Genomic DNA, 24,314 nt, shown 5'->3' with positions numbered 1-24,314 from the left:
CTCGCCACGTCGGCTTTTGCCCATCTCTACCTGCAATAATACCTAACTGGCAAGATGAAGTTACCAGTTTAAAATCTAACTGGTAAGATTATATTGCCAGATAGGGAGGGATGAACATGAACGAACTCATAGCCGAGCAGATCAGGGGCTTCGACATAGCAGACTACCTGCCCATCCACGAACGCATGCTCGACCTGGGCGATCTGCTGCCGCCACGCAGGGGAAACCTCGTCAAGGTCGTCGTGGGCATGCGATGCAGCGGGAAGAGCTATCGCCTCTTCCAGGAGATGCTTCGGGTCCACGAGTCCGGCGTGCCATGGGATCGCATCTGCTACTTCAACTTCGAGGATGACAGGCTCGACCCCGTCACGCCCGCCATAGGCGACGAGGTCCTCGAGACGTTCTATTCGACCTGCCCCTCGGCCTTGGAGGAGGGGGCCTACCTCTTCTTGGACGAGCTGCAGGAGATGGATGGCTGGGGCGCGTGGCTGCGACGCGTCGTGGATACGACCAAGGCGACCATCTACGTCAGCGGCTCGTCGTCCAAGATGCTCTCGCAGGAGATATTGACGGAGTTCAGGGGCCGGGCCATCGATTTCGAGCTGCTTCCCCTCTCGTTCAGGGAATACGTCGGGGCGAAGGAGCCGGGGCTCTCGCTTGGTCCGGCGCATTCGACTCTCGAGCGGCTGAGCCTGCGGCGGCTCTTCGATGCCTATCTTGAGGAGGGCGGGTTCCCGGCCGCCTTGGGGCTGCCCACGGCGCAGCGCGTGTCGCTGCTGCAGGGCTACGTGCAGCGCGTCGTGGTGAGGGATGTCGTCGACCGTCATGCCCTCGCCCGTCCGCGCGTGGCGAGCGTGTTCGCGCGTCGGGTGCTGGGGACCAATGCCAAAACGCTCTCGGTCCGCCGCGCCGAGGGCGACCTCAGGGCGCTTGGGCTTCCTACGAGTCGTGCCCTCCTCGCCACCCTGCTGGACTACCTCGAGCAGGCCTATCTGGTCTTTCGCGTTCAGGAGTTCTCGTATGCCCTGGCCGAGGGCACGAGGAAGCCCCCCAAGGTCTATGCGATCGACCCGGGCCTGGCGCTCGCCAATGGGCGTGCCAACTCCAACGAGCTCGGGCAGCGCCTGGAGGACGCCGTGTACCTCGAGCTGAGGCGTAGGAACGTGGGCACGCGTGCGGAGTCGGTCTCCTCCTTCGTCACGAGGGGGCACGGCTACGAGGTCGATTTCGTGGTGGGGGACGTGATGTTCCAGGATGCGCTGGAGCTCGTGCAGGTCAGCGTGGGCGTCGAGGACGAGACGACGCGCACGAGGGGGCTTCGCGCGCTCTGGGAGGCGCTGGAGGAGACGGGGCTCGAGGAGGCCACGCTCGTCGTCGCGGGGGGCGACGAGGCGTCCTACGTCCAGGGGAACCGGAGGATACGACAGGTCCCCGCGTGGAAGTGGTTCCTCGAGGCCTAGCCCCGGCGGGCCTGGGACTGGTAGACGAAGGCCACCGCGAAGCCGGCGATTATCACGGCGGAGGCGGCTATCGTCGCGTGCGGAAAGACTCCCAGCACGACGAGGCCCGCCGCAGCGGAGAGGTCGATGATCCCGCTGGTGCGCGCGCCGATGCGGTCCTGTCGGGCAAGGGCCCCCTCGCGTTGGCGGGCGAGTGGGTTCTTGGCGGTGACCAGCAGGTAGGCGCCTATGGCTGCGAGCAGAAGTCCTATGGCGAGCGTGATTCTCATGCGCGTCTCCTTGCGAAGCATGCCGCCGGGCCGCGTGCCCGGCGTCCTGGGTGAGGGACCCGGCGGTTCTTGGGTGCGGCTCCTGATGGTCTCTTGGTGCGACCCCAACGGACTATGGGTGCGGGTCCAACCAGTCTATCCCTTGTGGCGATTGCATCGCTCGCCGGCTGGCCCGACACGGGCGCAAGGACCTTGGGTATGTTCTTCTCACACCTCAAGCGCAGGGGGCTGATTCATGACGCAGACCAACACGGGCCAGGGCCCGACGCAAGCCGACGCCGTGGCCACGACCGCGGAGGACCCCATCTACGGGGGTCGCCTGGGCGAGCTGGAGTCAGAGCTCGCCTCCCTCATCCAACGCATCGACCGCCTGCGCGCGGAGCTCAGGGACTCCCGTGGGGAGGACCCGGTGGTGCATTGCCTGGGCCGCGTCAAGACGCCCCAGAGCATACGCGAGAAGTGCCTGCGCAAGGGCCTCGAGCCAAGCGCGGAGTCTGCATTCGCCCACGTGAGGGACATCATCGGCGTGCGCGTCGTCTGTGCCTTCCTGAGCGACGTCTACCTCATGCGCGACGCCATCGCGCGCCTCCCGGGAGCGGAGGTCGTGGGCGAGAAGGACTACATCCGCCACGTCAAGCCCAACGGCTACCGCAGCTACCATCTGCTGCTGAGGCTCGAGTCGGGCCTCTTCGCCGAGGTCCAGGTCAGGACCGTCTCGATGGACACCTGGGCCTCGCTGGAGCACCAGCTCAAGTACAAGCGTGACTTGGACGGGGACCTCAGGCTCATAACCAGCGAGCTCAAGCGCTGCGCCGACGAGCTCGCCTCGACGGACCTCTCGATGCAGGCCATACGCGACATGATCCGCGGCGAGCGCGCCACGGGAGGGGAGGGGCGATGAGGCTCCTGGTTGCGGACGACACGCGCGACCTCAACCGCGCGCTCCAGGCGATCCTGGAACAGAACGGCTACGAGGTGGTCCCCGCCTACGACGGGCAGGAGGCACTCGACCTGGTCATGTCCCAGAGCTTCGATGCGATCATCCTGGACATCATGATGCCGCGCATGGACGGGCTTGCCGCACTGGCCGAGATGCGCCGTCGCGGCGTGGTGGCGCCGGTCCTCCTGCTCACGGCGAAGGCCCAGGTGGACGACCGCGTGGCGGGGCTCGACGCAGGCGCGGACGACTACCTGCCCAAGCCCTTCGCCATGCGCGAGCTCCTCGCCCGAGTGCGCGCCATGACCAAGCGTCGCTCGGACTACTCCTCGCGTGACCTCAGCTACGCCGACCTGCGCCTCAGGGCTGACAGCTTCGAGCTGTCAGCCGAGAACACGGTGCGCCTCTCCGTGAAGGAGATGGAGCTCCTGCAGCTGCTCGTGCTCAACGCCGACCGACCGCTGGGACCCGGCTTCATCCTGGGACGCGTCTGGGAGGGGGAGGACGAGGCGGACGAGGACACCCTGGCGCTCTATGTCTCGTACCTGCGCGCGAAGCTCGCCTCGGTGGCGTCCAAGGCCACCATCGTGCGCGACGAGGACGGCTCTTACAGGCTCAGCGCGGAGTAGGGGGCAGCGATCGATGGGCGCACGTGCCATACAGCGGCTCAGGATCAAGATCATCGCCATCATGCTCGCCGCCTTCTTCGTGGCCATGCTCCTCATCGCCGTGCTGGTCAACGGCGCCCACATCGTGCTCGCGCAGTCGCGCATGGACCGCGTGCTCGACGCCATCATCCAGGGCGGGGGCGTGATCGAGGAGCCCGTGGACGGCCGCTCGCTCGTTGAGTCGCAGCGTGTCCTGCGCTACTTGCTCGTGACCGTTGACGCCGACGGCAGGCTGAGCTCGCTGGTGGGGGGCTACGACGAGGACATGGACGTCCAGAAAGCCCAGGAGCTCGCCCAGGCGGTCATCCCCTCGCTCCTGCGCTCCGGCTCGATTGGCGACTACTACTACAAGGTGGCCGAGGCCGACGGCGGCGGGCACGTCGTGGCCTTCGTGGACGGCAGCGTGGAGCTGGGGGAGGGCAGGGAGGTCCTCTCGCTCACCCTGGACTTCCTGGCGGCGGGGCTTTTGCTCTCGTTCGTGATCGTGTGGTTCCTCTCGCGTCGCGCCATCCAGCCCGAGCTCGAGGCGGCCCGTCGCCAGAGCGAGTTCGTGACCAATGCGAGCCACGAGCTCAAGACGCCGCTTGCCGTGATCCGCGCCAACACCGAGATACTCGAGGCCCTGGGTGGCGAGGGAGAGTGGACCAGTTCGACCCTGAGGCAGGTCGACTACCTGGACGGTCTGGTGAGGGACCTGGTTGACACCGCACGCGCCGACGAGTGGGCGGACTCCCAGGAGCTCTGCGAGGTGGACGTCTCCGCCGCCGCACGCGAGGCGCTGGAGCCCTTCGAGTCGGTGGCGCAGCGGCGCGGCGTGAGCCTGGCGAGCGAGCTCGAGCCCGGGGTCATGGCCCTCGCGGACGTGGAGCGCGTGGTGCAGCTCGTCCGCCTCCTGGTGGACAACGCCTGCAAGTACTGCGACGAGGGCGGCAGCATCCAGGTGTCGGTGTCCCCCGTGAGGCGCGCCGCGCTCTCGGGTCGCAGGAGGCGGGGCGCGAGGATCGTGGTCTCCAACAGCTTTGCCCGGGGGGAGGGTCACGACTGGTCGCGCCTCTTCGAGCGTTTCTACCGTGCGGACGAGGCCCACAGCAACCAACAGGGCTACGGGATCGGCCTCTCCATCGCGCAGCGCATCTGCGAGCAGTACGAGGGCGGCATCCGGGCGGGCTGGAAGGATGGCGTGGTCAGCCTCTCTGCCGTCATCTTCTAGGGAGAGGTCACCGAATCTGGGACAGGGAATGCGAGAGGGACGCGCGGTCCCTCTCGCCTGGCCTCTGGGTCCGTTCGTGCTGCCGTTGCCGCGCTGCCACGTCGGCACCCGTCCGCCTCCCGTGTCCCTACGCCACGGGGATGGTGGCTCCCGCCAGGGAGACGGACTCCACCTGCGTGGGGTCTATGGCCTGGGGGAGGAAGAGGCTCTTCTCCACCGTGGTCGACGTCGCGGAGTTGTCGTCGAAGCTCCCGCCACCGTTGTCGGTGACCTCGACCGTCGTGCCGTCCCTCATGTTGAGCGTCACGGTGCCCAGGTCGAGGAGCTGGTCCATGCGCGCGGACATCTGGTCGCCCATCCTGCCGCTGGGACCCTCGGGGACGTTGGCCGCCTCGTCGAGCTCGTAGCCCAGCTTGAGCGCGATGGACGAGAGGGACGCGCTCTTGAGCTGCCCCTTGATGCCACCGACCTCGATGCCCTGGCCTGCGGGCAGGTCGATGCTGCTGTCCTCGTAGTCCATCTTGAACTTGAGCTTCCAGCTGCCGTCGGCGAGCGTGCTGACGGAACCCGAGTCGTCGAGGAGGCGCAGGTCGCCCAGGCTCACGCGCATGGTCTTGCCCACGAGGCTCTGGCTGTCCACGAGCGAGATCTGGCGCACGAACTGGATGGAGTTGTCACTGGGGTCGCGGTCGTAGAAGTAGCTGCTGCCGTAGGCGCCGCGGACCCCGTCCACCATCACGTCCTCCGTGCCGAACATGAGGTTGAGCTTGCCGTCCTTGGTGGCGCTCAGACCCTCGAAGGGTGTGCCGTCGTCCTTGGCGAGGCTCAGCACGACGACGTAGTTGGAGCGGTCGCCTATGACCGCGTCGGCGGTGACGGTGATGCCGCCGTCCGAGCTCGTTGCGTCGAGGGGGTGTCCCACCTTGTTCACGACCTCGGTCGCGGCAGGGGCGCCGGCAAAGATGTCGTCGAAGATCCCCTGGACGTCTGTGAGGGTGCCGGTGGCATAGGCCACCCCGCCCAGCCCCAGGGCCGCCGTCAGCGCCGCGGCCGCCGCGGCGGCGCGCCACCAGGCGTGCCTGCGGGTGGCAGGACGCGTGACGTCGGATGCGGTCCCCACCGCGCTCGCGCTGTCCCTCTCCCTTGCCAGCACCGCATCTGCCAGACGCCGTGCCATCTGGTCCTTCTGGTCCTCAGAGAGCGAGTACTTGCCCATTCCCTTGGCGTAGTCGTCAAACAGCTCGTTCATCATGCTCCCCCAATCTGGTCCTCAGCATCTGGCGGGCGCGGCTCAGACGCTTGGTCACGGCTGCCGTGCTGTCGCCCGTGATCGCCGCGATCCATGCGATGTCATAGCCCTCCAGGTAGCGCAGGTGCACTGCCAGTCGGTAGGCCTCGGGCAGCTCTCGCACCGCCTCCAGCAGCTCGTCGTAGCGGCCCGGCTCCTCGTCTGGCGCGGCCGTGGGCTCCGCCACGGAGTCAAGTGGCACCAGTCTCTTGCGCCCCGCACTTCTGAGCAGGTCCTTGCAGGCGTTGACGGTGCAGCGTATGACCCAGGCCCTCTCGTGCTCCGGGCTCTTGAAGCCGCCCTCGTGGCAGAGCAGCTTGAAAAGGACGCCCTGACACACGTCCTCGCCGTCCTGCAGCGAGTGCAGGTAGCTCATGGCCAGGCGCAGGACCATGTCCGAATAGGCATCGACGACGCGCCTGGCCTCCGCTTGGACGACGCGCTCGTGCCCGCCCTTGGCTCCTTGCCTCATGGGACCTCCCTTCGCGTGTCGTTTCCGCATGTCCTCGATGGCTCCATCTACCAACAACACGAACGAGGGAGGAAAAGCTGACGGTCACCGTCGAGCTCGCGCGCTTTTCTTGCTGCCGCGCGCTGTCCCCCCCGCGTCGGCGTGTCTGGCATGCCGCCAAGGCAGGTGGCCCTGCCAGGCACGGTGTGCCGCCGGATTAGACGTGCTTTCGAGTGCGGCCGCCATCTCGTCTCGCCTGTTATCGAAATGGCAGATAACCAGTTAGTGGAACTTGGTATTTGTGACTCGTACCCCTCCCGCCTAAGATATAGGACCTGATGAATGACAGAAGCTCACATACCACCCCGCTCCCGGCCATCCCTGGGATGGACATGAGGATGCCCAAGCCCGGGCGCCCTTGCCTTCGCGCATAGGGACCGGGCTTTCCACGTGGCGGTCCCTGGCAGGGGGCCTGCCCTCCATGCATCTCGCGAGTGGAGTGACGATTTGATATCTCTGGAACACATAAGCAAGAGCTTTGACGCACCGGGCCGAGCCCCTGCGGAGCACGCCCTGAGGGACGTCTCGCTCACGATTCCCGACGGCGACGTCTTTGGCATCATAGGCATCTCGGGTGCGGGCAAGTCCACGCTCGTGCGCTGCGTCAACCTCCTCGAGCGCCCGACCTCGGGTCGCATCGTGGTGGACGGTCAGGACGTGACCGACCTGCAGGGCGCCGCGCTGCGCAGCTACCGTCGCCGCGTCGCCATGATCTTCCAGGGCTTCGGCCTCCTGGCGCAGAAGACGGCGCTGCAGAACGTCTGCTTCCCCTTCCTGGCCGCCAACGGCCGTGTCACCGAGGCGGACCGCAGACATGCCCTCGAGCTCCTGGACCGCGTCGGGTTGGCAGACAAGGCCGGGGCCTACCCGTCCCAGCTCTCGGGCGGGCAGGCGCAGCGCGTCGCCATCGCGCGTGCCCTGGCCCTTGACCCGGAGTACATCCTCTGTGACGAGGCGACCTCGGCGCTGGACCCTGCGAGCACCGCCTCCGTGCTGGACACCCTGCGCCAGGTCAACCAGGAGACCGATGTCACCATGCTGGTGATCACCCACTCCATGGATGTCGTCAAGAGCATCTGCAAGGACGTCGCCGTGCTGGTGCGCGGCAAGCTGGTCGAGACCGGCTCCGTGGACGAGGTCTTCTCCAACCCCCAGGATCCCACGACCCGCGCCCTGCTCGGAAGGGGTGATTGGCATGAGTAGCCTGCAGTCGCTTCTCGACCAGTACTCGGGGCTCCTCGCCCAGGGCTTCTTGGCCTCGCTCGCGATGCTGTTCTTCTCCACCGCGATCGCCTACCTCATCGGCACCTTCCTGGGCGTCGTGCTCTATGTGACGGTCCCCGGAGGTCTTAGGCCCCATCGCGCGCTCAACGCCGTGCTGGGATGGATCGTCAACATGACCCGCTCCATCCCCTTCATCATCCTGCTGGTCGCGGTCATGCCCATGACCAAGGCGCTGGTGGGAACGGTGGTGGGCGTGCGGGGGACCATCCCGCCGCTGGTGCTCTCGGCCGCGCCCTTCGTGGCGCGCATGATCGAGCAGTCGCTGGCCGAGGTCCCGCGCGACTCCATCGAGGCGGCCGAGTCCTTTGGCGCCACCGTCCCCCGCGTGGTCTTCTCGGCGCTTTTGCCCGAGGCCCTGCCCTCCATCGTGCGCGGCGTGGCGGTCACGCTCATCTCGGTCCTGGGATACACCGCCATCGTGGGTGCCGTGGGTGCCGGCGGCCTGGGAGACATCGCCATCCGCTACGGCTACTACCGCTACGAGGACGGCGTGATGATCCTGACCATCGTGCTTTTGGTGGTGCTGGTGCAGGCCATCCAGAGCAGCTGCGACCTCGTGGCCAAGCGCATCGACCACCGCTAGGGGAGGCTTCGGGGCGCTGGGTTGCCCCGAGTGTGACCTCTTGTGCCACGCACTTGTCTGTCCGAATTCCATCACATCAATTAATAAATTATTAGCTAAAGGGAAGGAACAACGATGATCACTCGTAGGAACTTCGTCTCTGCCTCCGCCGCCGCTCTTGCCCTCGCTGGCCTCGCCGCCTGCGGCTCCAAGCCTGGCAGCGGCTCCGCCGCCGCGGACGCCTCGACCCTCTCCGTCGCCGCGTCCCCCGCGCCTCACGCCAAGATCCTGACCGACTTCGCCGCCCCCAAGCTGGCGGAGCAGGGCCTGACGCTGGACGTGCGCGAGTATACCGACTACATCATTCCCAACCAGGTGGTGAGCTCCGGAGAGGTGGACTGCAACTACTTCCAGCACATCAACTACCTCAACAACTACAACGAGCAGAACGGCACCGACCTCGTGGGCGTCGCCGCCATCCACTACGAGCCCTTCGGCGTGTACGCGGGCAAGTCGAGTGACCTCAAGGCCATAGCCGACGGCGCCTCCATCGCCGTGCCCAACGACCCCACCAACGAGGGTCGTGCGTTCCTGCTCCTGCAGCAGGAGGGCCTGCTCACGTTGAGCGACCCCGAGAAGCTCGACGCGACGCCTCTCGACGTGGCCCAGAACCCCCACGAGCTCAAGTTCGTCGAGGTGGAGGCCGCCGCCGTCGCGCGTCAGCTCCAGGACGTGGACTTCGCCGTCATCAACGGCAACTATGCCATCGAGGCCGGCTTGCACGTGGCTGACGCCGTGGCCGTCGAGTCGGCACGGAGCAAGGCCGTCGAGCAGTACGCCAACTACATCGTGACCACGCCCCAGAAGAAGGACGACGAGCGCATCGCGAAGCTGGTCGCCGTGCTCACCTCCGACGACTTCAAGCAGTACCTCACCGACACCTACGGACAGGACGTCCTGCCCGCCAAGTAGCGCAGGTTGGTCGGCCCTCGTGCCGGCTGGGATGGGGAAGGGCTGCGGCTCCGTCTGGGGTCGCAGCCCTTTTGTGCTGTGGGTGCATCGGGAGCGGCGGTGCGTCGGGCGCAGCGAGTGCATCGGGAGCGGCGGTGCGTCGGGCCCGCGGATATCGTTCGGGGGCGTCGACTACGTCCGTCGCGTGGTCTTCGTGGCGTCACGCGAAAAAAATTGCGCACGGTAGCTCCGAATTGTGGAGATGACGGACGTTTGCCCAGGTCGCATTCGCCTGAAAGAAATCCAATGCGCAGTTTTTTGGCATGCAGATAGCCTCAAGGGCACTTCGCGCGCCGCCGTGAGGCCTAGAGGTTGGCCTCGAGTGCGGCGACGAGGAACTCCGTCGCCCCCGTCCCCGCTGCACCGTCGTAGTAGTCGATGAAGCGCGGGTCGGCGAGGTAGAGCCTGGCCAGTCCGCAGTGCGCCTCTGTGCTGTAGCTCTCCTCTCCCCAGTGGATCTTGATCCAGCGCTGGTGGAGCAGGCAGAGCTCCTGAGCCTTGGGGCCTCGCGGGTCACCGTCTGCCTTGGCCTCCGCCAGGAGCTCGATGATGCGCTTCTCAATCCGGTCCTTCTCGTTCCACTCCTCCTGTGAGAGGCCCATCAGGCGCTCGTTGGTCTGGTCGATGACGTCAGTCCCATAGCGCTTGCGCGCCTCGTTGCCGTAGCTGCTCTCGAATTCCTCGAGCCGACGCTGCTTGAGCTCCTCGAAGCCTTCCTTCGTTCCCATCCTGCTCACTCCCTCCAGCAGCTCCATGGCTGCCCTCGTGCGCGCGATGGCCTCCTTGACCTGGCGTTCCTGCGCGCGTAGTTCCTCGAGGTGCCGTGCGAGGAGTCCGACCGCGTCGGTGTCGCTGCCGTCGAGCAACTGCCTGATCTCGGCGAGTGGCATGCGACATGCCCGCATGGCGAGGATCTGCCTCAGGCGCTCCACGTCAGCGGGACCATAGCTGCGGTAGCCGTTGGGCATGCGTTTGGGGTGCAGCAGGTCTACTTCCTCGTAATAGTGGAGCGTCCGTACGCTCGTGCCTGCGAGCTCCGCCAGCTGCTTTGTCGTGTACTTTTCCACTGTGGCACCTCCTTGGCACGAGCGTATGGCCTCACGTTACGTGGGGGTCAAGGACGATTCTGGCACGGGGTGGGGTTTGTCGTAGTTTCGTGCCGGATGCTTACGCTGACATCGGTCGTCCCATCACGTGCTGGAAAGACAGCAAATCTCACAGAATGCTGTCGATTCTTGCATTTGACCAGTTGATGGGGAGGAAAGACAGCATTCTGACAGGAATGCCGTCGTTACGTGACCGGTGCTCAACGCGCACGCGAGTGGTGCCGGCGTGCGGCCGACGCGTCCGCTCGCGCCCCGGCGATCCATAGGCGCCACGAGGAGTTCAAAATTATTTTGAACTTGAGCCACTATTCCGGTTGTGTGAGTGCTATTCTCTCCCCTAAATTGAACTTCACACGACAAGAGAATTGAACAAGAGGAGGGACATGGCAGGAAAGACCGACGTCCAGGCGTTCTCAGCCCGCCTCGAGCAGGCGATGGCAGAGCGCGGGCTCAAGCAAGTCGACCTCATCCGCGCGGCGGAAGACAGGGGAGAGAAGCTCGGCAAGAGCCAACTGAGCCAGTACGTGAGCGGCAAGACCCTGCCGCGCTCGGCCTCCATGGCGCTGCTCGCGTCGCTCCTCGGCGTCGACGTCGACTGGCTCGCGCGGGGCGATGGGCGAGCTATGGAGGCTTTCGGGCCCGAAGCGACGGAGGCCACGCCCCCGGTGTCCAACGCATCTACGGCGCGCGAGCCGTATGCGGCATCTGCAACAACGTCGTTTCCCACGACCCCCAGCCTCCAGACCGACCACAGCCACGCTGCCGATGCGCAGCCTTCGAAGGGAAGCAAGATGCGCCAGTTCAAGAAGTCCAGCAAGCTCGACAACGTCCTCTACGACGTGCGCGGACCCGTGGTCGACGAGGCCAACCGCATGGAGGAGAGCGGCACCCACGTCCTCAAGCTCAACATCGGCAACCCGGCGCCCTTCGGCTTCCGCACGCCCGACGAGGTCGTGCATGACATGCGCCACCAGCTCACCGACTGCGAGGGCTACTCCGCGTCGCGTGGCCTCTTTGCGGCTCGCAAGGCCATCATGCAGTACTCGCAGATCAAGGGCCTGCCCAACGTCTCAGTAGACGACATCTACACCGGCAACGGCGTGAGCGAGCTGATAAACCTCTCGATGTCGGCGCTGCTCGACTCCGGCGACGAGATCCTGATTCCCAGCCCCGACTACCCCCTGTGGACGGCCTGCGCCATGCTGGCCGGCGGCACCGTGGTGCACTACCTCTGCGACGAGCAGAGCGACTGGTACCCCGACATGGCCGACATCCGCTCCAAGGTCACCGATCGCACCAAGGCCATCGTGATCATCAACCCCAACAACCCCACGGGCGCTCTGTACCCCCGCGAGGTCCTGCAAGAGATCGTCGACATCGCCCGCGAGCACCAGTTGATCATCTTCTCGGACGAGATCTACGACCGCCTGGTCATGGACGGCGGCGAGCACGTGAGCATCGCCTCGCTGGCGCCGGACCTCTTCTGCGTGACCTTCAGCGGGCTCTCGAAGTCCCACATGATCGCGGGCTACCGCATCGGCTGGATGGTGCTGAGCGGCAACAAGCACATGGCGGAGGACTACATGCTGGGCATCAACATGCTGTCCAACATGCGGCTCTGCTCCAACGTGCCGGCGCAGTCCATCGTGCAGACGGCGCTGTGGGGGCACCAGAGCGTGAACGACTACATCGTGCCGGGCGGGCGCATCTACGAGCAGAGGGAGTTCGTGTACAACGCGCTGTGCGACATGGGCGGCGTCAGCGTGGTCAAGCCCAAGGCGGCCTTCTACATCTTCCCCCGGCTCGATCCCAAGAAGTTCAACATCCAGGACGACGAGCGCTTCGCCCTCGACCTGCTGCGAGACAAGAAGGTCCTGATCGTGCACGGCAAGGGCTTCAACTGGGAGACCCCGGGCTACTTCCGCATCGTCTACCTGCCGCGCATCGAGGTGCTCGAGGACGCCATGGTGAAGCTCAACGACTTCCTGAGGTATTACCGGCAGTAGGCAGACGAAAGAGAGAAGCCTTCGTTCTTTGCCGCGAGTGTCTCGAGCAGTTTTCTGCGCAACAAACCGCCCCGTGGGCCAGCCGGACCCACGGGGCGTCTGCGCGGCCAGGTCATCGTGCCGGCCTCGCGAGGTTTTTGGGCGGAAGCGCCTGCGACGCGCTAGAGGGGATACAGCCCCTGGGGGCGGATGCGCTGTGCGGAGCTGTCGCAGCGCTTGCTGTGGTTGGCCTCGGGCCCAGACTGGTTCTGCCTCCTGTGGCAGATGGCGCCGATGCCAGAGACGACCGCCGTGAGCAGCAGCACGGCGATGACCGTGAACAGGGAGTCGAAGACCAGAGCACCAGTGACCGACATGGCAACCTACCTTTCCCCGCTAGCGAGCCAACCGCTGACCAAGTTCGTTGTAACATGTTTCCATATATATTTCAAGATTGTTACGTGATTTGTGTATTACCAGGTGAGAGTGGCGCTACGGCCTTTCACGAAAGATAGTAAAGCATCAAAAAAGTCTCTAAATGACCTGCATGCATTTTCTCGAACATGCAAGACGGCGACTAGATTTGCGACGCAATGCGAAGTCATGAGCAAAGTAGGTCAATAGTTGCGTGAAGCTATGTGACGCCTCCTTTGGGATGCTTTGTGTCGGCTTGGGCGCCGGATGGCCCGCCATCGTGCGCGATGTCGTATCCTGTTGCAAATCTATTCGCGAGCGGGGGGTCGCAGGTGAAGCTGCTGGAAGAGCGCATCAAGGCGGACGGCGTTGTGAAGAGCGACCAGGTGCTCAAGGTCGACTCGTTCCTGAACCACCAGATGGACATTGGCCTCTTCCGTCAGATGGCGCGCCAGTGGAGGCACGACTTCGACGGCGCGCCCATAAACAAGGTCCTCACCATCGAGGCGAGCGGCATCGCCATCGCCGCCATCGTGGCCGAGGAGTTTGGCGTGCCCGTGGTCTTCGCCAAGAAGAGCCAGAGCGTGAACCTGGACGGCACCGTGTACTCCACGCGCATCACCAGCTTCACCCACAAGCGCGAGTACGACGTGATCGTGTCCGCCAAGTTTCTCGGGCCCGACGACCACGTGCTGATCATCGACGACTTCATGGCCAACGGCTGCGCAATGGAGGGCTTAGTCCAGATTTGCGAGGCGGCTGGGGCCACCGTCGAGGGCATTGGCATCGCGGTGGAGAAGGGCTTCCAGCCAGGCGGCGACAGTCTGCGGGCCAAGGGCTACCGCGTCGACTCGCTGGCCATCGTTGAGTCGATGGACTCCGAGACGGGGGAGATTGCGTTCCGCGAGTAAGGCGGGGACGACATGGCAGAACGCGTAGCGCGGCTCCTGGGACATCCGGGGGCCGCGCTTTTTTGTGGGGGAGACGATGGTATGAGATTGAGTTGATTCATAAGAATTTATGTCGGCTCTCCGTCTTCAGAGCTAACTGCGTCAATGGCGAGTAAGGGTCTTGACTCTTGTCTGAGCAAAGTCCAAATCGAATGACTTCTCTCAGGCGTGACTTCATGAGACGCAGATTGTTCACTCAAGTTCTCTTGGTACAAATGTGTTACATTAACAACACAATGCAATACATAAGAGAGGATTAAAACATGGCCAAGACAGCCACAATTAGCATGCGTGTAGATCCACAGGTGAAGACTAACGCTGAGTCCATCTTCTCGGACCTGGGCATGACCCTTACCGAGGCAATCAATGTGTTCCTCTGCAAGTCAGTCATGGAGGGCGGACTGCCGTTTGACGTACGCCAGCCTCGCTACAACACGGAAACAGAGGTGGCAATGGTCGAGGCTCGTGACATCATGAATGGGAAGGTGTCGGCCGACTCATACGATTCCGTTGCATCTATGTTTTCCGCGCTGGACGAGTAGGTACGAGCGATGTGGCTGAAGCTTGTATTTACGTCGCAGTTCAAAAAGGACTACAAGAAGGCAAAAAGACGTGGCTTAGATATGAGCGAGCTGCGGACCGTACTTGAAAGCTTGTCTAATGAAGAGACGCTTGAAAAACGATATCGTGACCATGCGCTTGTAGGTAGATACATTGGCTTCCGAGAATGCCATGTTCGGCCAGATTGGTTGCTTGTGTACTCCATTGATAGGGACGCGTTCATACTCGTTGCGGCACGGACTGGAACTCATTCGGATTTGTTTGACGAATAGCCGAGTTGCGCTTCGATGGTAAAGTCGAATCGGCGTTTGTCGTTGCATGCCTTTGGCTGCAACGTGGATTGAAACATGTTTGTTAGACGGGTTTCGCGTCAGAAAAAGCCCTGTGGCATGTATATCTGCCACAGGGCTTTTGCGTTTGGCGGCAATATGCTCCCGTTCAAGTCATTTTATTTACCCGTCTCACTAACATGAAAGATATATTGCTACTAGCGAAATGAAGCAAGATGGGCGGGGGGTCGCATGACGAAGTACGCACACTCAGGTCTGCTGCCAGACAAGAGTGACTGGCAGACGCTGGAGGACCATCTCCACGAAGTCAGCCGTATGGCAGGAGAGTTTGCCGCACCGTTCGATGCAGGCCCTTGGGCAGAAGCTGCCGGTGCGCTCCACGATGCGGGCAAGGCGTATCCGGAGTTTCAGCTGCGTCTCGAGGGGAAGTACCCCGCCTTCGATCACTCGAGTGCGGGCGCCCGTCTCGCTCGCTTGGTGTATCCGAAAAACCAGATTAATGAGGGGAATCCCCTTGTACCTATAGTTTCTGGACACCATACCGGGCTGCAGAACAATTCGGAAGTCGAGGGAAGAATTCGGCTTGACAGCGAGACACACCCGGATGATGACCTTCGTGACGAATTCGCGGCATATGAAACGATGCTTCCACCAGAGGATATTTCGACGAGAAGGGCCCTGCTTCCATTGAGGCGTCCAGTCGATTGCAGACGCGAAGAACTCGCGACGTTCAATATGTTCACCATGGAAAGGCTTATCTTCAGCTCTCTCGTGGATGCGGACTGGCTTGATACAGAGCGTGTGAGAAGTCCGGAAAACTACGAAGTCCGCCTAGCAGCCAGGGAAGTGCAATGTACTGTTGAACAATTGCTTGAGCGTCTCGTGACTTATCGATCCGAGCGCTTCTCGGGTGCTCCAAACACTCCGGTTAACTCAGCTCGTGCAGAGATGCTTGAGCGCGCATGCCAGTTGGCGGATAGCCCCACCGGCATCTTCTTGCTTGACATGCCTACGGGGAGCGGAAAGACGCTTACGTCTCTTGAGTTCGCCTTGAGACATGCAAAAAAGAACCACCAGACACGCGTCGTCTACGCGATACCCTTCATGAGCATTGTCGAACAGAACGCTCGAGTCTTTAAGGAGGCGCTCGGTCGAGAGAACGTACTCGAGCATTACTCTAGCTATGACTTCGGTTTTTCAGAGGTGGATAAGGATTCGACTAACGCACAGCAGGGCGATGCTGGTCTAAAAGAGCGCATGCTTGTTCAAAATTGGTCTGCGCCCGTAATAGTGACTACGAATGTTCAGCTATTTGAATCGCTCTTCTCAAATAGGACCACACGCTCGCGTAAGGTGCATAACATCGCCAACAGCGTCATCGTATTGGACGAGGCACAGAACCTTCCTGACGAGCTGCTCAAGTCGACTCTTGCGATGCTTGAGTCATTGGTGTGCATCGCGAATGTGAGCGTGGTCATTTGCACCGCTACGCAGCCCGGGCTTGAGGAGTGCATGCCCTTCAGATCGCAGGTCAAATCGATTATTGACGAGCGTACGCGCCATGCTGAGCTCTTCGGCGGACGCGTCGAATTCGACATCTCCCATGTTTCTGAGGAGTCCGGCGGCGAAGGGGCGATTGACATCGATTGTCTTGCCGACGAGATCACGTCCGCCAATCAGGCGCTCTGTGTCGTCAGCTCACGCCGGGCCGCAGCTCAGGTCTTTGATGCGCTTAGGGAGAGGTTGGGATGCGCCGACAGCGTGCTCCATCTGAGCGCACTCATGGTGCCAGAGCACAGGACGCAAGTGCTTGAGGAGGTGCGGCATAGGTTGAGGGTGGGGGAACCCTGCCTCCTCGTGTCCACCCAGCTGATAGAGGCGGGTGTGGATGTCGACTTTCCACTTGTGCTCAGGGAGCTTACCGGCATCGATTCGATATTGCAGGCTGCCGGTAGGTGCAACCGCGAAGGAGCGCTTGGAAGGCGCGGTCGTGTCGTCGTGTTCGAGTGCAAGGACTTTGCGAATGCGCGGAGGCCCTCGCGCAGTTGGCTTGCGAAGTTGAAGGCCCTAGGAAGGGAGACGCTCAAAGTTGCCGCACTTGAGGGCTGGGAGCCATTCGGTGCTCAGTCCGTTGCCTACTACTTCAAGAGGCGCCATCAGGTCGGAAATCTTGATGGGACCGATGGGAAACCGATCTACGGATGCATCGTCGATGACCACTGGCAGAAATACCTTTCTGATGGGAGCTATCCCTTCGAGACGATTTCCGAGAGATATCGTTTCATCGACAACGAGGAAATAGGCGTTTTTGTCCCATGGGGTGAGGGGGGAGAGAGGCTTTTGGGGCGCATAGAGTCCGATGAGGCCTGGGGATACGACTTCTTCCCCCAGATACAGCGCCACTCAATTAATGTCGCACCCTGGAGTTATAAGAAGCTCCAGGAGGCAGGGCAGATTCGGCGAATCGATGGTTTCCCGATCTCGGTCCTGGAAATGCGCGATGGGAGTCGTCCTGTCTATGACGAAGAGAGGGGGCTGCTTGATCCGGAAACCGTTGATCTTTCGGCACTGATTGTTTAGCTCTTTGGCAATGAAGGGAGGAGGAACACGAGATGGGATATGGCATAAGGGTTCGGATAAAGGGTCCGAGGGCCTGTTTCACACGGCCAGAGATGCACGTTGAGAGAACAAGCTACGACGTGATCACTCCCTCTGCCGCAAGGGGAATCTTGGAGGCGGTCTATTGGAAGCCAGCCATCCGTTGGGTAATCGATCGCATTGAGGTGCTTAACCCCATAACCTTTGACACAATCCGTCGTAATGAGGTTGCGTCAAAGGTTTCGTATAGAGCGGCGAAGGCGGCCTATACGTCTGGTACGGGGGCCCTTGGCGTCAATGTGGTTGAGGACCGCCAGCAAAGGAATACCCTTTACCTCAGGAATGTTGACTACGTCGTGGATGCCCACTTCGAAATGGTGCCCGAACGGGCGGGGGAGGCTGACACCGCCTCAAAGCACTACAACATTGCCTTGAGGCGGCTACGTTTGGGACAGTGCTTTAACCAGCCCTACCTGGGCTGCAGGGAGTTTCCTGCGGAAGTTGAAGCCGTGGGGGAGGAAGATGAGCCACCGTCTTCCTACTATGAGGGTGAAGCGAGCCACGACCTCGGCTATATGCTCTACGACCTCTCCTATAAAACAGGTCAGGATCCAATGCCCCAGTTCTATAGGGCCGTTATGCATCGTGGAGCAATCGATGTTGCCGCGGCGCGTACGGCGGTGGTCGCATGATGCTCAGAGACCTTTGCGACCTCTTTGACCTCAAGCGACAGACCGATCCAGATGCAATTCCCCCCAGACGATGGTGCCGCACGAGTGTTGGGTACGAGCTGACCCTTGATCGGGATGGGACAATCGTCTCATGCGTGCCGCTTGCAGCGGAAGGGCAAAAGCTTCCGAAGCTCGTGGTGCCGATGGCGTATGTCACTAGGTCGGGCCAGAAGCCTGTGCCTGGATTTCTCTGTGATGACGCTCAGCACGTGTTTGGCGTCGGAAAGAACAAGTTTCGCGAGGAGCTCCGCTTGATGCACGAGCAGCTTGCGAAAGACGTTCTCTCTGAAGTCGACGACGACGGCGCTCGGGCCTACCTAAGCATGCTCAGGCATTATGGAGCGGGCATGCTCCCTCGTCTGTGTGCGGAGGCCATGGGCGAGGACGTGCGGCCAGGCTCGAATGAGAAAGAAAACCCCAACCTTAAGTCGAATCTGGTCTTCCGTTTCCTCCCTGACGGGAGCCTCCTGCACGAGCGTACCGCCATCGTCGCGGCTTGGGACCGTTATGCGGAGGCAGCGGAGCAAGAGTCGGAACAGTGTACTTGCCTCGTGTTGGGGAAGGCCGCTCCAAGGGCGAAGCTCTTTCCTCAGGTGAGCGGTCTTGCTGGTGCGCAGAGCGCCGGGGCTGCCCTGGTTTCCTGCAATGCTGACGCCTTTAGCTCCTACGGACAGAAGATCGCAACGGTGGGTTCTATATCACGGGAGGCGGCAGAGAAGGCAGGGGGCGCCTTGAACTACGTTCTCAAGGATGATTCTCACCATATGCGTCTGGGTGATGACTACGTCTGCTTTTGGACCAATTCGAGCGACTCGATAGCTGACGCCTGCCTTTCGTTTATTTTCGACAGCGACGGCATCGGGGGCTCTAACGCCATTATCTCTGGTAGGGGTGAAAACGTCGAGGTGAGGGATGCCGTCCAGGAGGCACTGCAGCAGATGATCCATGGCCTTCCACCCGTAGACGTTCCGGCGGACACAAAGTACCACGTGATGGGAATCGCTCCATATCAGGCACGTCTCGCTGTCCGCTTTTATCAGACCGGAAGTTTCGGTGACCTTGAGCGCAACGTCTCACTGTTCCTTCGTGACACCCAAATGGTTGGGGTAAGGCTTTGTTCCCTCAAGAGATACCTAGAACAAGCTGCAGTGCAGGTTGAGTCAAAGAACCTGCCAAGGTCGCTCATCACTTCCTGTGTGAGGGCCCTGCTTGATGGGACAGCATTCCCAGATTCTCTTGCAAAAGAAATTATCTTGCGCACAAGGGCCGACCATGGCTCCAGGAATACCTTTGATATGGGGAGGCGTGCGGCAATATTGCGAGCGTACCTCCTGAGAAAGTCACGCAATGCAGGCCAAGTAGTTAGGGAAGACGCAGAAAGGAGACTTACCGTGGCGCTTAATGAAGAGAATGAGAATCAAGGATACCTCCTCGGCAGGTTGTTCGCCTTGCTGGACAAGGTGCAGGTGGACGCTGTGGGCGACATAAATGCGGGAATTCGCGAGCGCTACATGGGCGCCGCTTCGACTACTCCAGCACGGGTGTTTCCCCAGCTTTTGAAGTTGTCGCAGCACCACATCAGCAAGAGTTCATGGGGTAGCCGTATAGATGTCCTCGTCCAGAGGGTCATCTCCAAAGTCGACGATAGCGGATTCCCAAAAACCCTGTCATACGATGACCAGGGGGAGTTCTACATCGGTTTCTATCAGCAACGCGAGGCGCTTTACAAGAAGTCTGAGAAAGGCGACAAGACAGCAAAAGTCGATGTAACGGAGAGGATTGACTAGCATGGAAGAGATCAAGAATCGTTATGACTTCGTCTTTTACTTTGACGTGGAGAACGGCAACCCCAACGGAGATCCAGACGCAGGTAACATGCCTCGCATCGACGCCGAGACCGGCATAGGCATCGTCTCCGACGTGTGCCTCAAGCGTAAGGTCCGCAACTATATTGACCTTACGCGTGAGGGTACTGCGGGCTATCGCATCTATGTGCAGAACGGTGCCGTGCTTAACGATCGCAACAAAGAATCATACATCAATAATGACATTAAGCAGGAGTCCAAGAAACTGCCAAAGAACTTGGAAGACCAAGTCAAGGTCACAAAGTTCATGTGTGACAACTTCTATGATATTCGCACCTTCGGTGCGGTAATGACCACCGAAGTCAACTGCGGTCAGGTAAGGGGTCCCGTGCAGCTTTGCTTCTCCCGATCCGTCGAACCCATCATGCCTGCCGAGATGAGCATCACTCGCATGGCAGTTACCAACTCAAAGGATGCCGACAAAGGAAAGACCATGGGGCGCAAGGAGTACGTGCCCTATGGCCTGTATCGTCTCGAGGGCTTCGTCTCGGCTCCCCTTGCGGAGAAGAGCGGGTTCTCCGACGATGACCTGAACCTCCTCTGGGAAGCCCTTATGAATATGTTCGAGAACGACCGCAGTGCGTCTCGTGGACTCATGACCTCCCGAAGGCTGATCGTGTTCAGGCACGAGAGCAGGCTCGGAAATGCCCCTGCGCACCGACTGTTCGATCTCGTGAAGGCAGAGAGGGCGGATGCGAACCCCTCGCGTCCGGGGCGTCACTTCTCCGATTACATGATTTCGGTCGACGAGGACAACCTGCCCACAGGAGTGACGGTGAAAAGCTTCGATTACATTCCACCCCAGGAGTAGGGAAGCTCGGGAGAGATGATGAGATCTCCTAGCGATATATACCAGGATGACGAGCTGCTGGCTCTTTCGGGCCTTCAACACCTCGCCTTCTGCGAACGCCAGTGGGCACTCATCCACCTGGAACAGATTTGGGAGGACAGCGCAGATACGTTGCGCGGTGATTACTTTCATGAGCGAGTGGACGCCGCAGGATATTCCTGTTCGGACGACATAAAGGCTGAGCGCGGCGTCCGCCTCGTTAACCGAAGGTTGGGCATTTACGGTATCGCCGACATCGTCGAGCGTAGCACTGGTGACGCAGGCCTCCTCGTGCGTCCCGTTGAGTACAAAGTCGGTAGGCCAAAGGTGGAAGACTGGGATTGCGTGCAGGTGACAGCACAGGCACTCTGCCTCGAGGAGATGCTTGGCGTTTCCATAGCGGAAGGTACCCTTTTCTACGGCGAAACGCGGAGACGGGAAAGAGTTGACATTACGCAAGAGCTTCGCGATAGGGTGGAGACCCTTGCCGCTCGCATGCATGAGCTCTTCTCGTCGTCTATTACTCCTCGCGCTGAAATGGGGACGAGGTGCAGACGTTGCTCGCTCGTAAATGAGTGTTTGCCTGAGGTTGGTAGCTTGACCGTGCATGACTACTGGGCACAAAACGGCGAGGAGGCATTGGTATGAAGAGGCTTCTTAATACCCTCTATCTCACAAATCCCGATGCCTATCTCCGCAAGAAAGATGACGCGCTAGCAGTGTATCTTGGTGATGAGAAAGCGATGAGCGTGCCATTTCATCTGTTGGACGGAGTGGTGCTGTTTGGTCACGTGGGATGCAGCACCTCGGTTCTTGGCGCATGTGCTCTGCATGGCGTAACAGTTGTCATTCTTGACGAGACCGGGCGTTTCCAGGCTCGCGTGTGTGGTCCTACGTCGGGAAATATCCTCTTGCGACGCGAACAGTACCGCCGTTCGATGGACGAGGGCGCCTGTCTCGATGTGGCAAGGCGGTTTGTTACGGCTAAGGTGCATAACGGGAGGCTCGTCCTGCAGCACTATTTGAGGGACTACCCCGACATGAAGGAGGGGAACGCCCCTGCGGTCATCGATGAGTTGGCGGAGAGCAAGAGGAATGTCGCGCTTTGCAATAGCCTTGATGAGCTGAGGGGTGTGGAGGGAAATGCTGCCCACGCTTACTTCTCGGTGCTGGGAGGGGCGCTGCGCAACAAGGACATGGACTTCCGGGGTCGCACTAAGCGTCCTCCGGAAGATCCGGTCAATGCCCTGCTCTCATTTCTTTACACGCTGCTAGCCAGGGAGCTCATTTCTGCCTGCGAGTCTGTTGGGCTGGATCCACAAATGGGGTATCTGCATGCGTGTCGGCCAGGTCGGGCAAGCCTCGCACTCGACCTCATCGAGGAGCTTCGAGCGCCCATCGTTGACCGCTTCGCATTTTCTCTCTTCAACAGAAGGCAGCTGTCGGAGAGCGACTTCCAGGGATTCTCTCAAGGATTTCTCCTGCGAGATGGATCTCGGAAAAAAGTGATTGGCTGGTGGCAGCAAAGGAAGCAGGAGCAGATTGTCCACCCGTTCTTGAAAGAGAAAATGCCCCTTGGTCTTGTACCGTTCGTGCAAGCACAATTGTTCGCGCGCTTCTTGCGTGGTGATCTTGATGACTACCCGGCCTTTCTCTGGAGGTAGCGATGTATGTTCTCGTGACGTATGACGTGGCGAGTAGCGATGCGGGTGGTTCTGCGCGGCTGCGCCGGGTGGCAAAGGTATGTACGCAATATGGGCAGAGGGTGCAGTATTCCGTCTTTGAGTGCCTCGTGGATCCCGCGCAATACGAGAGCATGAAGCATGAGCTATTTGGACTAATCGACAAGGAGAGGGATAGCTTGCGGTTTTACAACCTTGGCAAACGCTGGGAAAGCCGCGTGGAGCATCTTGGTGCCAAGGAAACGTACAACCCTGAAGGGCTTTTATGCATATAGCCATCCGATAGCCTGCGCGAACCTGTAGTGCCGGGGTAACTCTGGGAGGTTCGCGCCATTTCTGTCTTCAATACGCGTGATCGATCGTCTTGAAAATGCAGCATGTGGGTGGCGTTCCTTGAGAATGGAATGTATGCTTGCAGATAATTCATGGCTGCGCATGAATTGACGGTCGCGCCCCGCACGGGGCGCGTGGATTGAAACACCTACGCGCTCGTTGGCGTGCGGTCTTACGACGGTCGCGCCCCGCACGGGGCGCGTGGATTGAAACACCATGCACGGGTCCCACAACTCACCGTGCACATGTCGCGCCCCGCACGGGGCGCGTGGATTGAAACGTCCCCGTCCCCGGGGTCCTCGCTATCGCCACCGGGTCGCGCCCCGCACGGGGCGCGTGGATTGAAACCGAGCTGTGGCAGCGCCCCTCCGAGTCCGCGCAAGTCGCGCCCCGCACGGGGCGCGTGGATTGAAACCGAGGAGGGGGAGGGCATCCTCGACGGGTTCCCCGTCGCGCCCCGCACGGGGCGCGTGGATTGAAACTGGACCGTGACTGACGACGGGGACGGGAAGCCGGGTCGCGCCCCGCACGGGGCGCGTGGATTGAAACCTGGAAGCCGCCGAGCAGCTGCTGGGCGTCTATGGTCGCGCCCCGCACGGGGCGCGTGGATTGAAACATGCTCAAGGTCATCGACCTGAAGGACCCGGAGGTCGCGCCCCGCACGGGGCGCGTGGATTGAAACGTCTACCGCAGCGCCAAGACTGCGGGAGAGGGTAAGTCGCGCCCCGCACGGGGCGCGTGGATTGAAACCCCGGCCAGTCACCTGAGACGAGGGTGCGCGAGGGTCGCGCCCCGCACGGGGCGCGTGGAGTGAAACTGGACCGTGACTGACGACGGGGACGGGAAGCCGGGTCGCGCCCCGCACGGGGCGCGTGGATTGAAACCGGGAAGCCGCCGAGCAGCTGCTGGGCGTCTATGGTCGCGCCCCGCACGGGGCGCGTGGATTGAAACCCGAAGAAGGCGATCATCCCCGGCTCCCCCGACGTGTCGCGCCCCCCACGGGGCGCGTGGATTGAAACCTGATGGTGCTGTTACTACGCCTAAGCTTGCTAATGTCGCGCCCCGCACGGGGCGAGTGGACTGAAACTCGGCCACGAGGCGCATGGGGCCGCCGCAGAGCGGCACTCTGCCAGCCAGAAATATGCGCCTCGCTTCCGCCAAAGGCCGATTCTGGATATACTTGCGTCGAGGCACGCCCACCCAGCTAATTGGGAGGAAACGGCCTCATTTGCGTCTTCGTAGGAAGAGAGAGCGGAGAAACCGTTCCGCAAGGTGTAGATGGCCTCAAGTGGAGCACTTTGCCATCCTGCGCCCTGTCTCTTCGATGATGCTTTTTTCAATTTACGTTGTGTCGTTTGTTTTGAGCAATGTCGCTTTGGCTGGCAATTCAATTGCTGAGCGCGCGATGTGAGAATCTGCGACGTGGTGCAACAGTGCGCAAACATCATCGTGGCCTGTCACTTCGCATTTTCGGCTAGGCATAGGGTAGGGGGGCTCGAGCGGATGGCTAAGTAGGACGGCATCAAGGTGACTGTCACCCTGAGACGTTCGGAAAAGCCTTCAGATAGCAATGACGCCAATGCTCTTCCCTGGCTCGAATACCTGGGCGGCGCTCGGCGCCGAGGACAGTATATGCGATCTCGGAGAGTGGCGGAATCGGTAGACATGCGTGACCTGGGAGTATGTGTCTTCGCGAACGTGCGAGGCCGAGTCTCGCCGCCCCGACCAGCAGAGCGACCGGAGACCATGACCGTGCCAACCTCCGTGACT

General features: G+C 61.3%; 23 protein-coding genes, 1 pseudogene and 1 CRISPR repeat array. Of the genes and pseudogenes, 19 read left to right on the top strand and 5 right to left on the bottom strand.

Going from position 1 to position 24,314, the window contains the following annotated elements:
• Positions 1 to 116: 116 nt before the first annotated feature.
• Positions 117 to 1,460 (top strand): ATP-binding protein, encoded by a 1,344-nt coding sequence (locus ACMPH2_RS06750; protein ID WP_417118988.1) that lies wholly within the window; start codon positions 117 to 119, stop codon positions 1,458 to 1,460.
• Here ACMPH2_RS06750 and ACMPH2_RS06745 read toward each other — a convergent pair.
• Positions 1,457 to 1,729, bottom strand: coding sequence for a hypothetical protein (locus ACMPH2_RS06745; RefSeq protein ID WP_009278639.1), 273 nt, complete (start codon positions 1,727 to 1,729; stop codon positions 1,457 to 1,459). The two genes, ACMPH2_RS06750 and ACMPH2_RS06745, sit on opposite strands and share 4 nt — an antisense overlap.
• A gap of 235 nt (positions 1,730 to 1,964) precedes the next feature.
• Between ACMPH2_RS06745 and ACMPH2_RS06740 the strand changes: the two genes are divergently transcribed.
• From ACMPH2_RS06740 to ACMPH2_RS06725, 4 genes and pseudogenes are all read left to right on the top strand, one after another.
• On the top strand, positions 1,965 to 2,630 hold the full coding sequence (locus ACMPH2_RS06740; protein WP_009278640.1) for a GTP pyrophosphokinase: 666 nt from the start codon (positions 1,965 to 1,967) through the stop codon (positions 2,628 to 2,630).
• Positions 2,627 to 2,953: pseudogene (locus ACMPH2_RS06735) on the top strand (response regulator transcription factor); the annotation flags it as partial. The gene ACMPH2_RS06740 and the pseudogene ACMPH2_RS06735, both read left to right, overlap by 4 nt.
• On the top strand, positions 2,939 to 3,295 hold the full coding sequence (locus ACMPH2_RS06730; RefSeq protein ID WP_417119060.1) for a winged helix-turn-helix domain-containing protein: 357 nt from the start codon (positions 2,939 to 2,941) through the stop codon (positions 3,293 to 3,295). The pseudogene ACMPH2_RS06735 and the gene ACMPH2_RS06730, both read left to right, overlap by 15 nt.
• A gap of 13 nt (positions 3,296 to 3,308) precedes the next feature.
• Positions 3,309 to 4,544, top strand: coding sequence for a sensor histidine kinase (locus tag ACMPH2_RS06725; protein ID WP_062531794.1), 1,236 nt, complete (start codon positions 3,309 to 3,311; stop codon positions 4,542 to 4,544).
• A gap of 127 nt (positions 4,545 to 4,671) precedes the next feature.
• Here ACMPH2_RS06725 and ACMPH2_RS06720 read toward each other — a convergent pair whose 3' ends face one another.
• On the bottom strand, positions 4,672 to 5,793 hold the full coding sequence (locus tag ACMPH2_RS06720) for a DUF4179 domain-containing protein (RefSeq protein WP_417118987.1): 1,122 nt from the start codon (positions 5,791 to 5,793) through the stop codon (positions 4,672 to 4,674).
• The gene (locus ACMPH2_RS06715; protein WP_417118986.1) at positions 5,777 to 6,304 is read right to left on the bottom strand and encodes an RNA polymerase sigma factor; all 528 of its coding nucleotides are present in this window, start codon (positions 6,302 to 6,304) and stop codon (positions 5,777 to 5,779) included. The genes ACMPH2_RS06720 and ACMPH2_RS06715 overlap by 17 nt, the downstream gene beginning before the upstream one ends.
• 486 nt (positions 6,305 to 6,790) lie before the next feature.
• Between ACMPH2_RS06715 and ACMPH2_RS06710 the strand changes: the two genes are divergently transcribed.
• The 3 genes from ACMPH2_RS06710 (at position 6,791) to ACMPH2_RS06700 (ending at position 9,161) form a co-directional block, all read left to right on the top strand.
• Complete coding sequence (locus ACMPH2_RS06710) at positions 6,791 to 7,546, top strand: methionine ABC transporter ATP-binding protein (RefSeq protein ID WP_009278645.1); 756 nt, start codon at positions 6,791 to 6,793, stop codon at positions 7,544 to 7,546.
• Positions 7,539 to 8,210 carry a methionine ABC transporter permease gene (locus ACMPH2_RS06705; protein WP_009278646.1) on the top strand — a complete coding sequence of 224 codons (672 nt, stop codon included), beginning with the start codon at positions 7,539 to 7,541 and terminating at the stop codon, positions 8,208 to 8,210. The genes ACMPH2_RS06710 and ACMPH2_RS06705 overlap by 8 nt, the downstream gene beginning before the upstream one ends.
• 114 nt (positions 8,211 to 8,324) lie before the next feature.
• Positions 8,325 to 9,161: a MetQ/NlpA family ABC transporter substrate-binding protein gene (locus ACMPH2_RS06700; protein ID WP_417118985.1), complete on the top strand. Its 837-nt coding sequence runs from the start codon at positions 8,325 to 8,327 to the stop codon at positions 9,159 to 9,161.
• Positions 9,162 to 9,505: 344 nt separating this feature from the next.
• On the opposite strand, the gene ACMPH2_RS06695 is transcribed toward ACMPH2_RS06700, so the two are convergent.
• On the bottom strand, positions 9,506 to 10,267 hold the full coding sequence (locus tag ACMPH2_RS06695; RefSeq protein WP_417118984.1) for a MerR family transcriptional regulator: 762 nt from the start codon (positions 10,265 to 10,267) through the stop codon (positions 9,506 to 9,508).
• Positions 10,268 to 10,689: 422 nt separating this feature from the next.
• On the opposite strand from ACMPH2_RS06695, the gene ACMPH2_RS06690 reads away from it, so the two are divergent.
• Positions 10,690 to 12,312, top strand: a complete 1,623-nt coding sequence (locus tag ACMPH2_RS06690) for an aminotransferase class I/II-fold pyridoxal phosphate-dependent enzyme (protein WP_417118983.1) — start codon at positions 10,690 to 10,692, stop codon at positions 12,310 to 12,312.
• A gap of 161 nt (positions 12,313 to 12,473) precedes the next feature.
• Here ACMPH2_RS06690 and ACMPH2_RS06685 read toward each other — a convergent pair whose 3' ends face one another.
• Positions 12,474 to 12,668 carry a hypothetical protein gene (locus tag ACMPH2_RS06685; RefSeq protein ID WP_417118982.1) on the bottom strand — a complete coding sequence of 65 codons (195 nt, stop codon included), beginning with the start codon at positions 12,666 to 12,668 and terminating at the stop codon, positions 12,474 to 12,476.
• A 369-nt stretch (positions 12,669 to 13,037) separates the two neighbouring features.
• On the opposite strand from ACMPH2_RS06685, the gene ACMPH2_RS06680 reads away from it, so the two are divergent.
• The 10 genes from ACMPH2_RS06680 (at position 13,038) to cas2 (ending at position 22,486) form a co-directional block, all read left to right on the top strand.
• On the top strand, positions 13,038 to 13,616 hold the full coding sequence (locus tag ACMPH2_RS06680) for a xanthine phosphoribosyltransferase (protein ID WP_417118981.1): 579 nt from the start codon (positions 13,038 to 13,040) through the stop codon (positions 13,614 to 13,616).
• Between the two features lie 302 nt (positions 13,617 to 13,918).
• Positions 13,919 to 14,197 carry a type II toxin-antitoxin system RelB/DinJ family antitoxin gene (locus ACMPH2_RS06675; protein ID WP_009278652.1) on the top strand — a complete coding sequence of 93 codons (279 nt, stop codon included), beginning with the start codon at positions 13,919 to 13,921 and terminating at the stop codon, positions 14,195 to 14,197.
• Positions 14,198 to 14,206: 9 nt separating this feature from the next.
• Positions 14,207 to 14,488 (top strand): type II toxin-antitoxin system YafQ family toxin, encoded by a 282-nt coding sequence (locus ACMPH2_RS06670; RefSeq protein ID WP_417118980.1) that lies wholly within the window; start codon positions 14,207 to 14,209, stop codon positions 14,486 to 14,488.
• A 249-nt stretch (positions 14,489 to 14,737) separates the two neighbouring features.
• Positions 14,738 to 17,086, top strand: coding sequence for a CRISPR-associated helicase Cas3' (cas3, locus tag ACMPH2_RS06665; RefSeq protein WP_417118979.1), 2,349 nt, complete (start codon positions 14,738 to 14,740; stop codon positions 17,084 to 17,086).
• 32 nt (positions 17,087 to 17,118) lie between these two features.
• Positions 17,119 to 17,796 carry a type I-C CRISPR-associated protein Cas5c gene (cas5c, locus tag ACMPH2_RS06660; protein WP_417118978.1) on the top strand — a complete coding sequence of 226 codons (678 nt, stop codon included), beginning with the start codon at positions 17,119 to 17,121 and terminating at the stop codon, positions 17,794 to 17,796.
• Positions 17,793 to 19,622: a type I-C CRISPR-associated protein Cas8c/Csd1 gene (gene cas8c, locus ACMPH2_RS06655; protein ID WP_417118977.1), complete on the top strand. Its 1,830-nt coding sequence runs from the start codon at positions 17,793 to 17,795 to the stop codon at positions 19,620 to 19,622. The genes cas5c and cas8c overlap by 4 nt, the downstream gene beginning before the upstream one ends.
• A 1-nt stretch (position 19,623) precedes the next feature.
• The gene (cas7c, locus tag ACMPH2_RS06650; RefSeq protein WP_417118976.1) at positions 19,624 to 20,511 is read left to right on the top strand and encodes a type I-C CRISPR-associated protein Cas7/Csd2; all 888 of its coding nucleotides are present in this window, start codon (positions 19,624 to 19,626) and stop codon (positions 20,509 to 20,511) included.
• An 18-nt stretch (positions 20,512 to 20,529) separates the two neighbouring features.
• Positions 20,530 to 21,177, top strand: a complete 648-nt coding sequence (gene cas4 / locus ACMPH2_RS06645) for a CRISPR-associated protein Cas4 (RefSeq protein ID WP_303132629.1) — start codon at positions 20,530 to 20,532, stop codon at positions 21,175 to 21,177.
• A complete protein-coding gene (cas1c, locus tag ACMPH2_RS06640) occupies positions 21,174 to 22,193 on the top strand; it encodes a type I-C CRISPR-associated endonuclease Cas1c (RefSeq protein ID WP_417118975.1) in 1,020 nt (339 codons plus the stop codon). The genes cas4 and cas1c overlap by 4 nt, the downstream gene beginning before the upstream one ends.
• A 2-nt stretch (positions 22,194 to 22,195) precedes the next feature.
• Positions 22,196 to 22,486 (top strand): CRISPR-associated endonuclease Cas2, encoded by a 291-nt coding sequence (gene cas2 / locus ACMPH2_RS06635; protein ID WP_009278659.1) that lies wholly within the window; start codon positions 22,196 to 22,198, stop codon positions 22,484 to 22,486.
• Between the two features lie 171 nt (positions 22,487 to 22,657).
• Positions 22,658 to 23,631: direct repeats of the CRISPR family, unit length 33 nt; unit sequence GTCGCGCCCCGCACGGGGCGCGTGGATTGAAAC.
• Positions 23,632 to 24,314 lie beyond the last annotated feature (683 nt).

This window comes from Olsenella phocaeensis (assembly GCF_048189965.1).
GTDB classification, from domain to species: domain Bacteria; phylum Actinomycetota; class Coriobacteriia; order Coriobacteriales; family Atopobiaceae; genus Olsenella_I; species Olsenella_I phocaeensis.
The sequence above is the reverse complement of the archived record's forward strand: the minus strand, read 5'-3'. Positions and strand labels throughout refer to the sequence as shown.

Bases quoted from the DNA above. Each gene is read 5' to 3' on its own strand.
- ACMPH2_RS06750 (WP_417118988.1), top strand. From the start codon at position 117: ATGAACGAACTCATAGCCGAGCAGATCAGGGGCTTCGACATAGCAGAC.
- ACMPH2_RS06745 (WP_009278639.1), bottom strand. From the start codon at position 1,729: ATGAGAATCACGCTCGCCATAGGACTTCTGCTCGCAGCCATAGGCGCC.
- ACMPH2_RS06740 (WP_009278640.1), top strand. From the start codon at position 1,965: ATGACGCAGACCAACACGGGCCAGGGCCCGACGCAAGCCGACGCCGTG.
- ACMPH2_RS06730 (WP_417119060.1), top strand. From the start codon at position 2,939: ATGCGCGAGCTCCTCGCCCGAGTGCGCGCCATGACCAAGCGTCGCTCG.
- ACMPH2_RS06725 (WP_062531794.1), top strand. From the start codon at position 3,309: ATGGGCGCACGTGCCATACAGCGGCTCAGGATCAAGATCATCGCCATC.
- ACMPH2_RS06720 (WP_417118987.1), bottom strand. From the start codon at position 5,793: ATGAACGAGCTGTTTGACGACTACGCCAAGGGAATGGGCAAGTACTCG.
- ACMPH2_RS06715 (WP_417118986.1), bottom strand. From the start codon at position 6,304: ATGAGGCAAGGAGCCAAGGGCGGGCACGAGCGCGTCGTCCAAGCGGAG.
- ACMPH2_RS06705 (WP_009278646.1), top strand. From the start codon at position 7,539: ATGAGTAGCCTGCAGTCGCTTCTCGACCAGTACTCGGGGCTCCTCGCC.
- ACMPH2_RS06700 (WP_417118985.1), top strand. From the start codon at position 8,325: ATGATCACTCGTAGGAACTTCGTCTCTGCCTCCGCCGCCGCTCTTGCC.
- ACMPH2_RS06690 (WP_417118983.1), top strand. From the start codon at position 10,690: ATGGCAGGAAAGACCGACGTCCAGGCGTTCTCAGCCCGCCTCGAGCAG.
- ACMPH2_RS06685 (WP_417118982.1), bottom strand. From the start codon at position 12,668: ATGTCGGTCACTGGTGCTCTGGTCTTCGACTCCCTGTTCACGGTCATC.
- ACMPH2_RS06675 (WP_009278652.1), top strand. From the start codon at position 13,919: ATGGCCAAGACAGCCACAATTAGCATGCGTGTAGATCCACAGGTGAAG.
- ACMPH2_RS06670 (WP_417118980.1), top strand. From the start codon at position 14,207: ATGTGGCTGAAGCTTGTATTTACGTCGCAGTTCAAAAAGGACTACAAG.
- cas3 (WP_417118979.1), top strand. From the start codon at position 14,738: ATGACGAAGTACGCACACTCAGGTCTGCTGCCAGACAAGAGTGACTGG.
- cas5c (WP_417118978.1), top strand. From the start codon at position 17,119: ATGGGATATGGCATAAGGGTTCGGATAAAGGGTCCGAGGGCCTGTTTC.
- cas8c (WP_417118977.1), top strand. From the start codon at position 17,793: ATGATGCTCAGAGACCTTTGCGACCTCTTTGACCTCAAGCGACAGACC.
- cas7c (WP_417118976.1), top strand. From the start codon at position 19,624: ATGGAAGAGATCAAGAATCGTTATGACTTCGTCTTTTACTTTGACGTG.
- cas4 (WP_303132629.1), top strand. From the start codon at position 20,530: ATGAGATCTCCTAGCGATATATACCAGGATGACGAGCTGCTGGCTCTT.
- cas1c (WP_417118975.1), top strand. From the start codon at position 21,174: ATGAAGAGGCTTCTTAATACCCTCTATCTCACAAATCCCGATGCCTAT.
- cas2 (WP_009278659.1), top strand. From the start codon at position 22,196: ATGTATGTTCTCGTGACGTATGACGTGGCGAGTAGCGATGCGGGTGGT.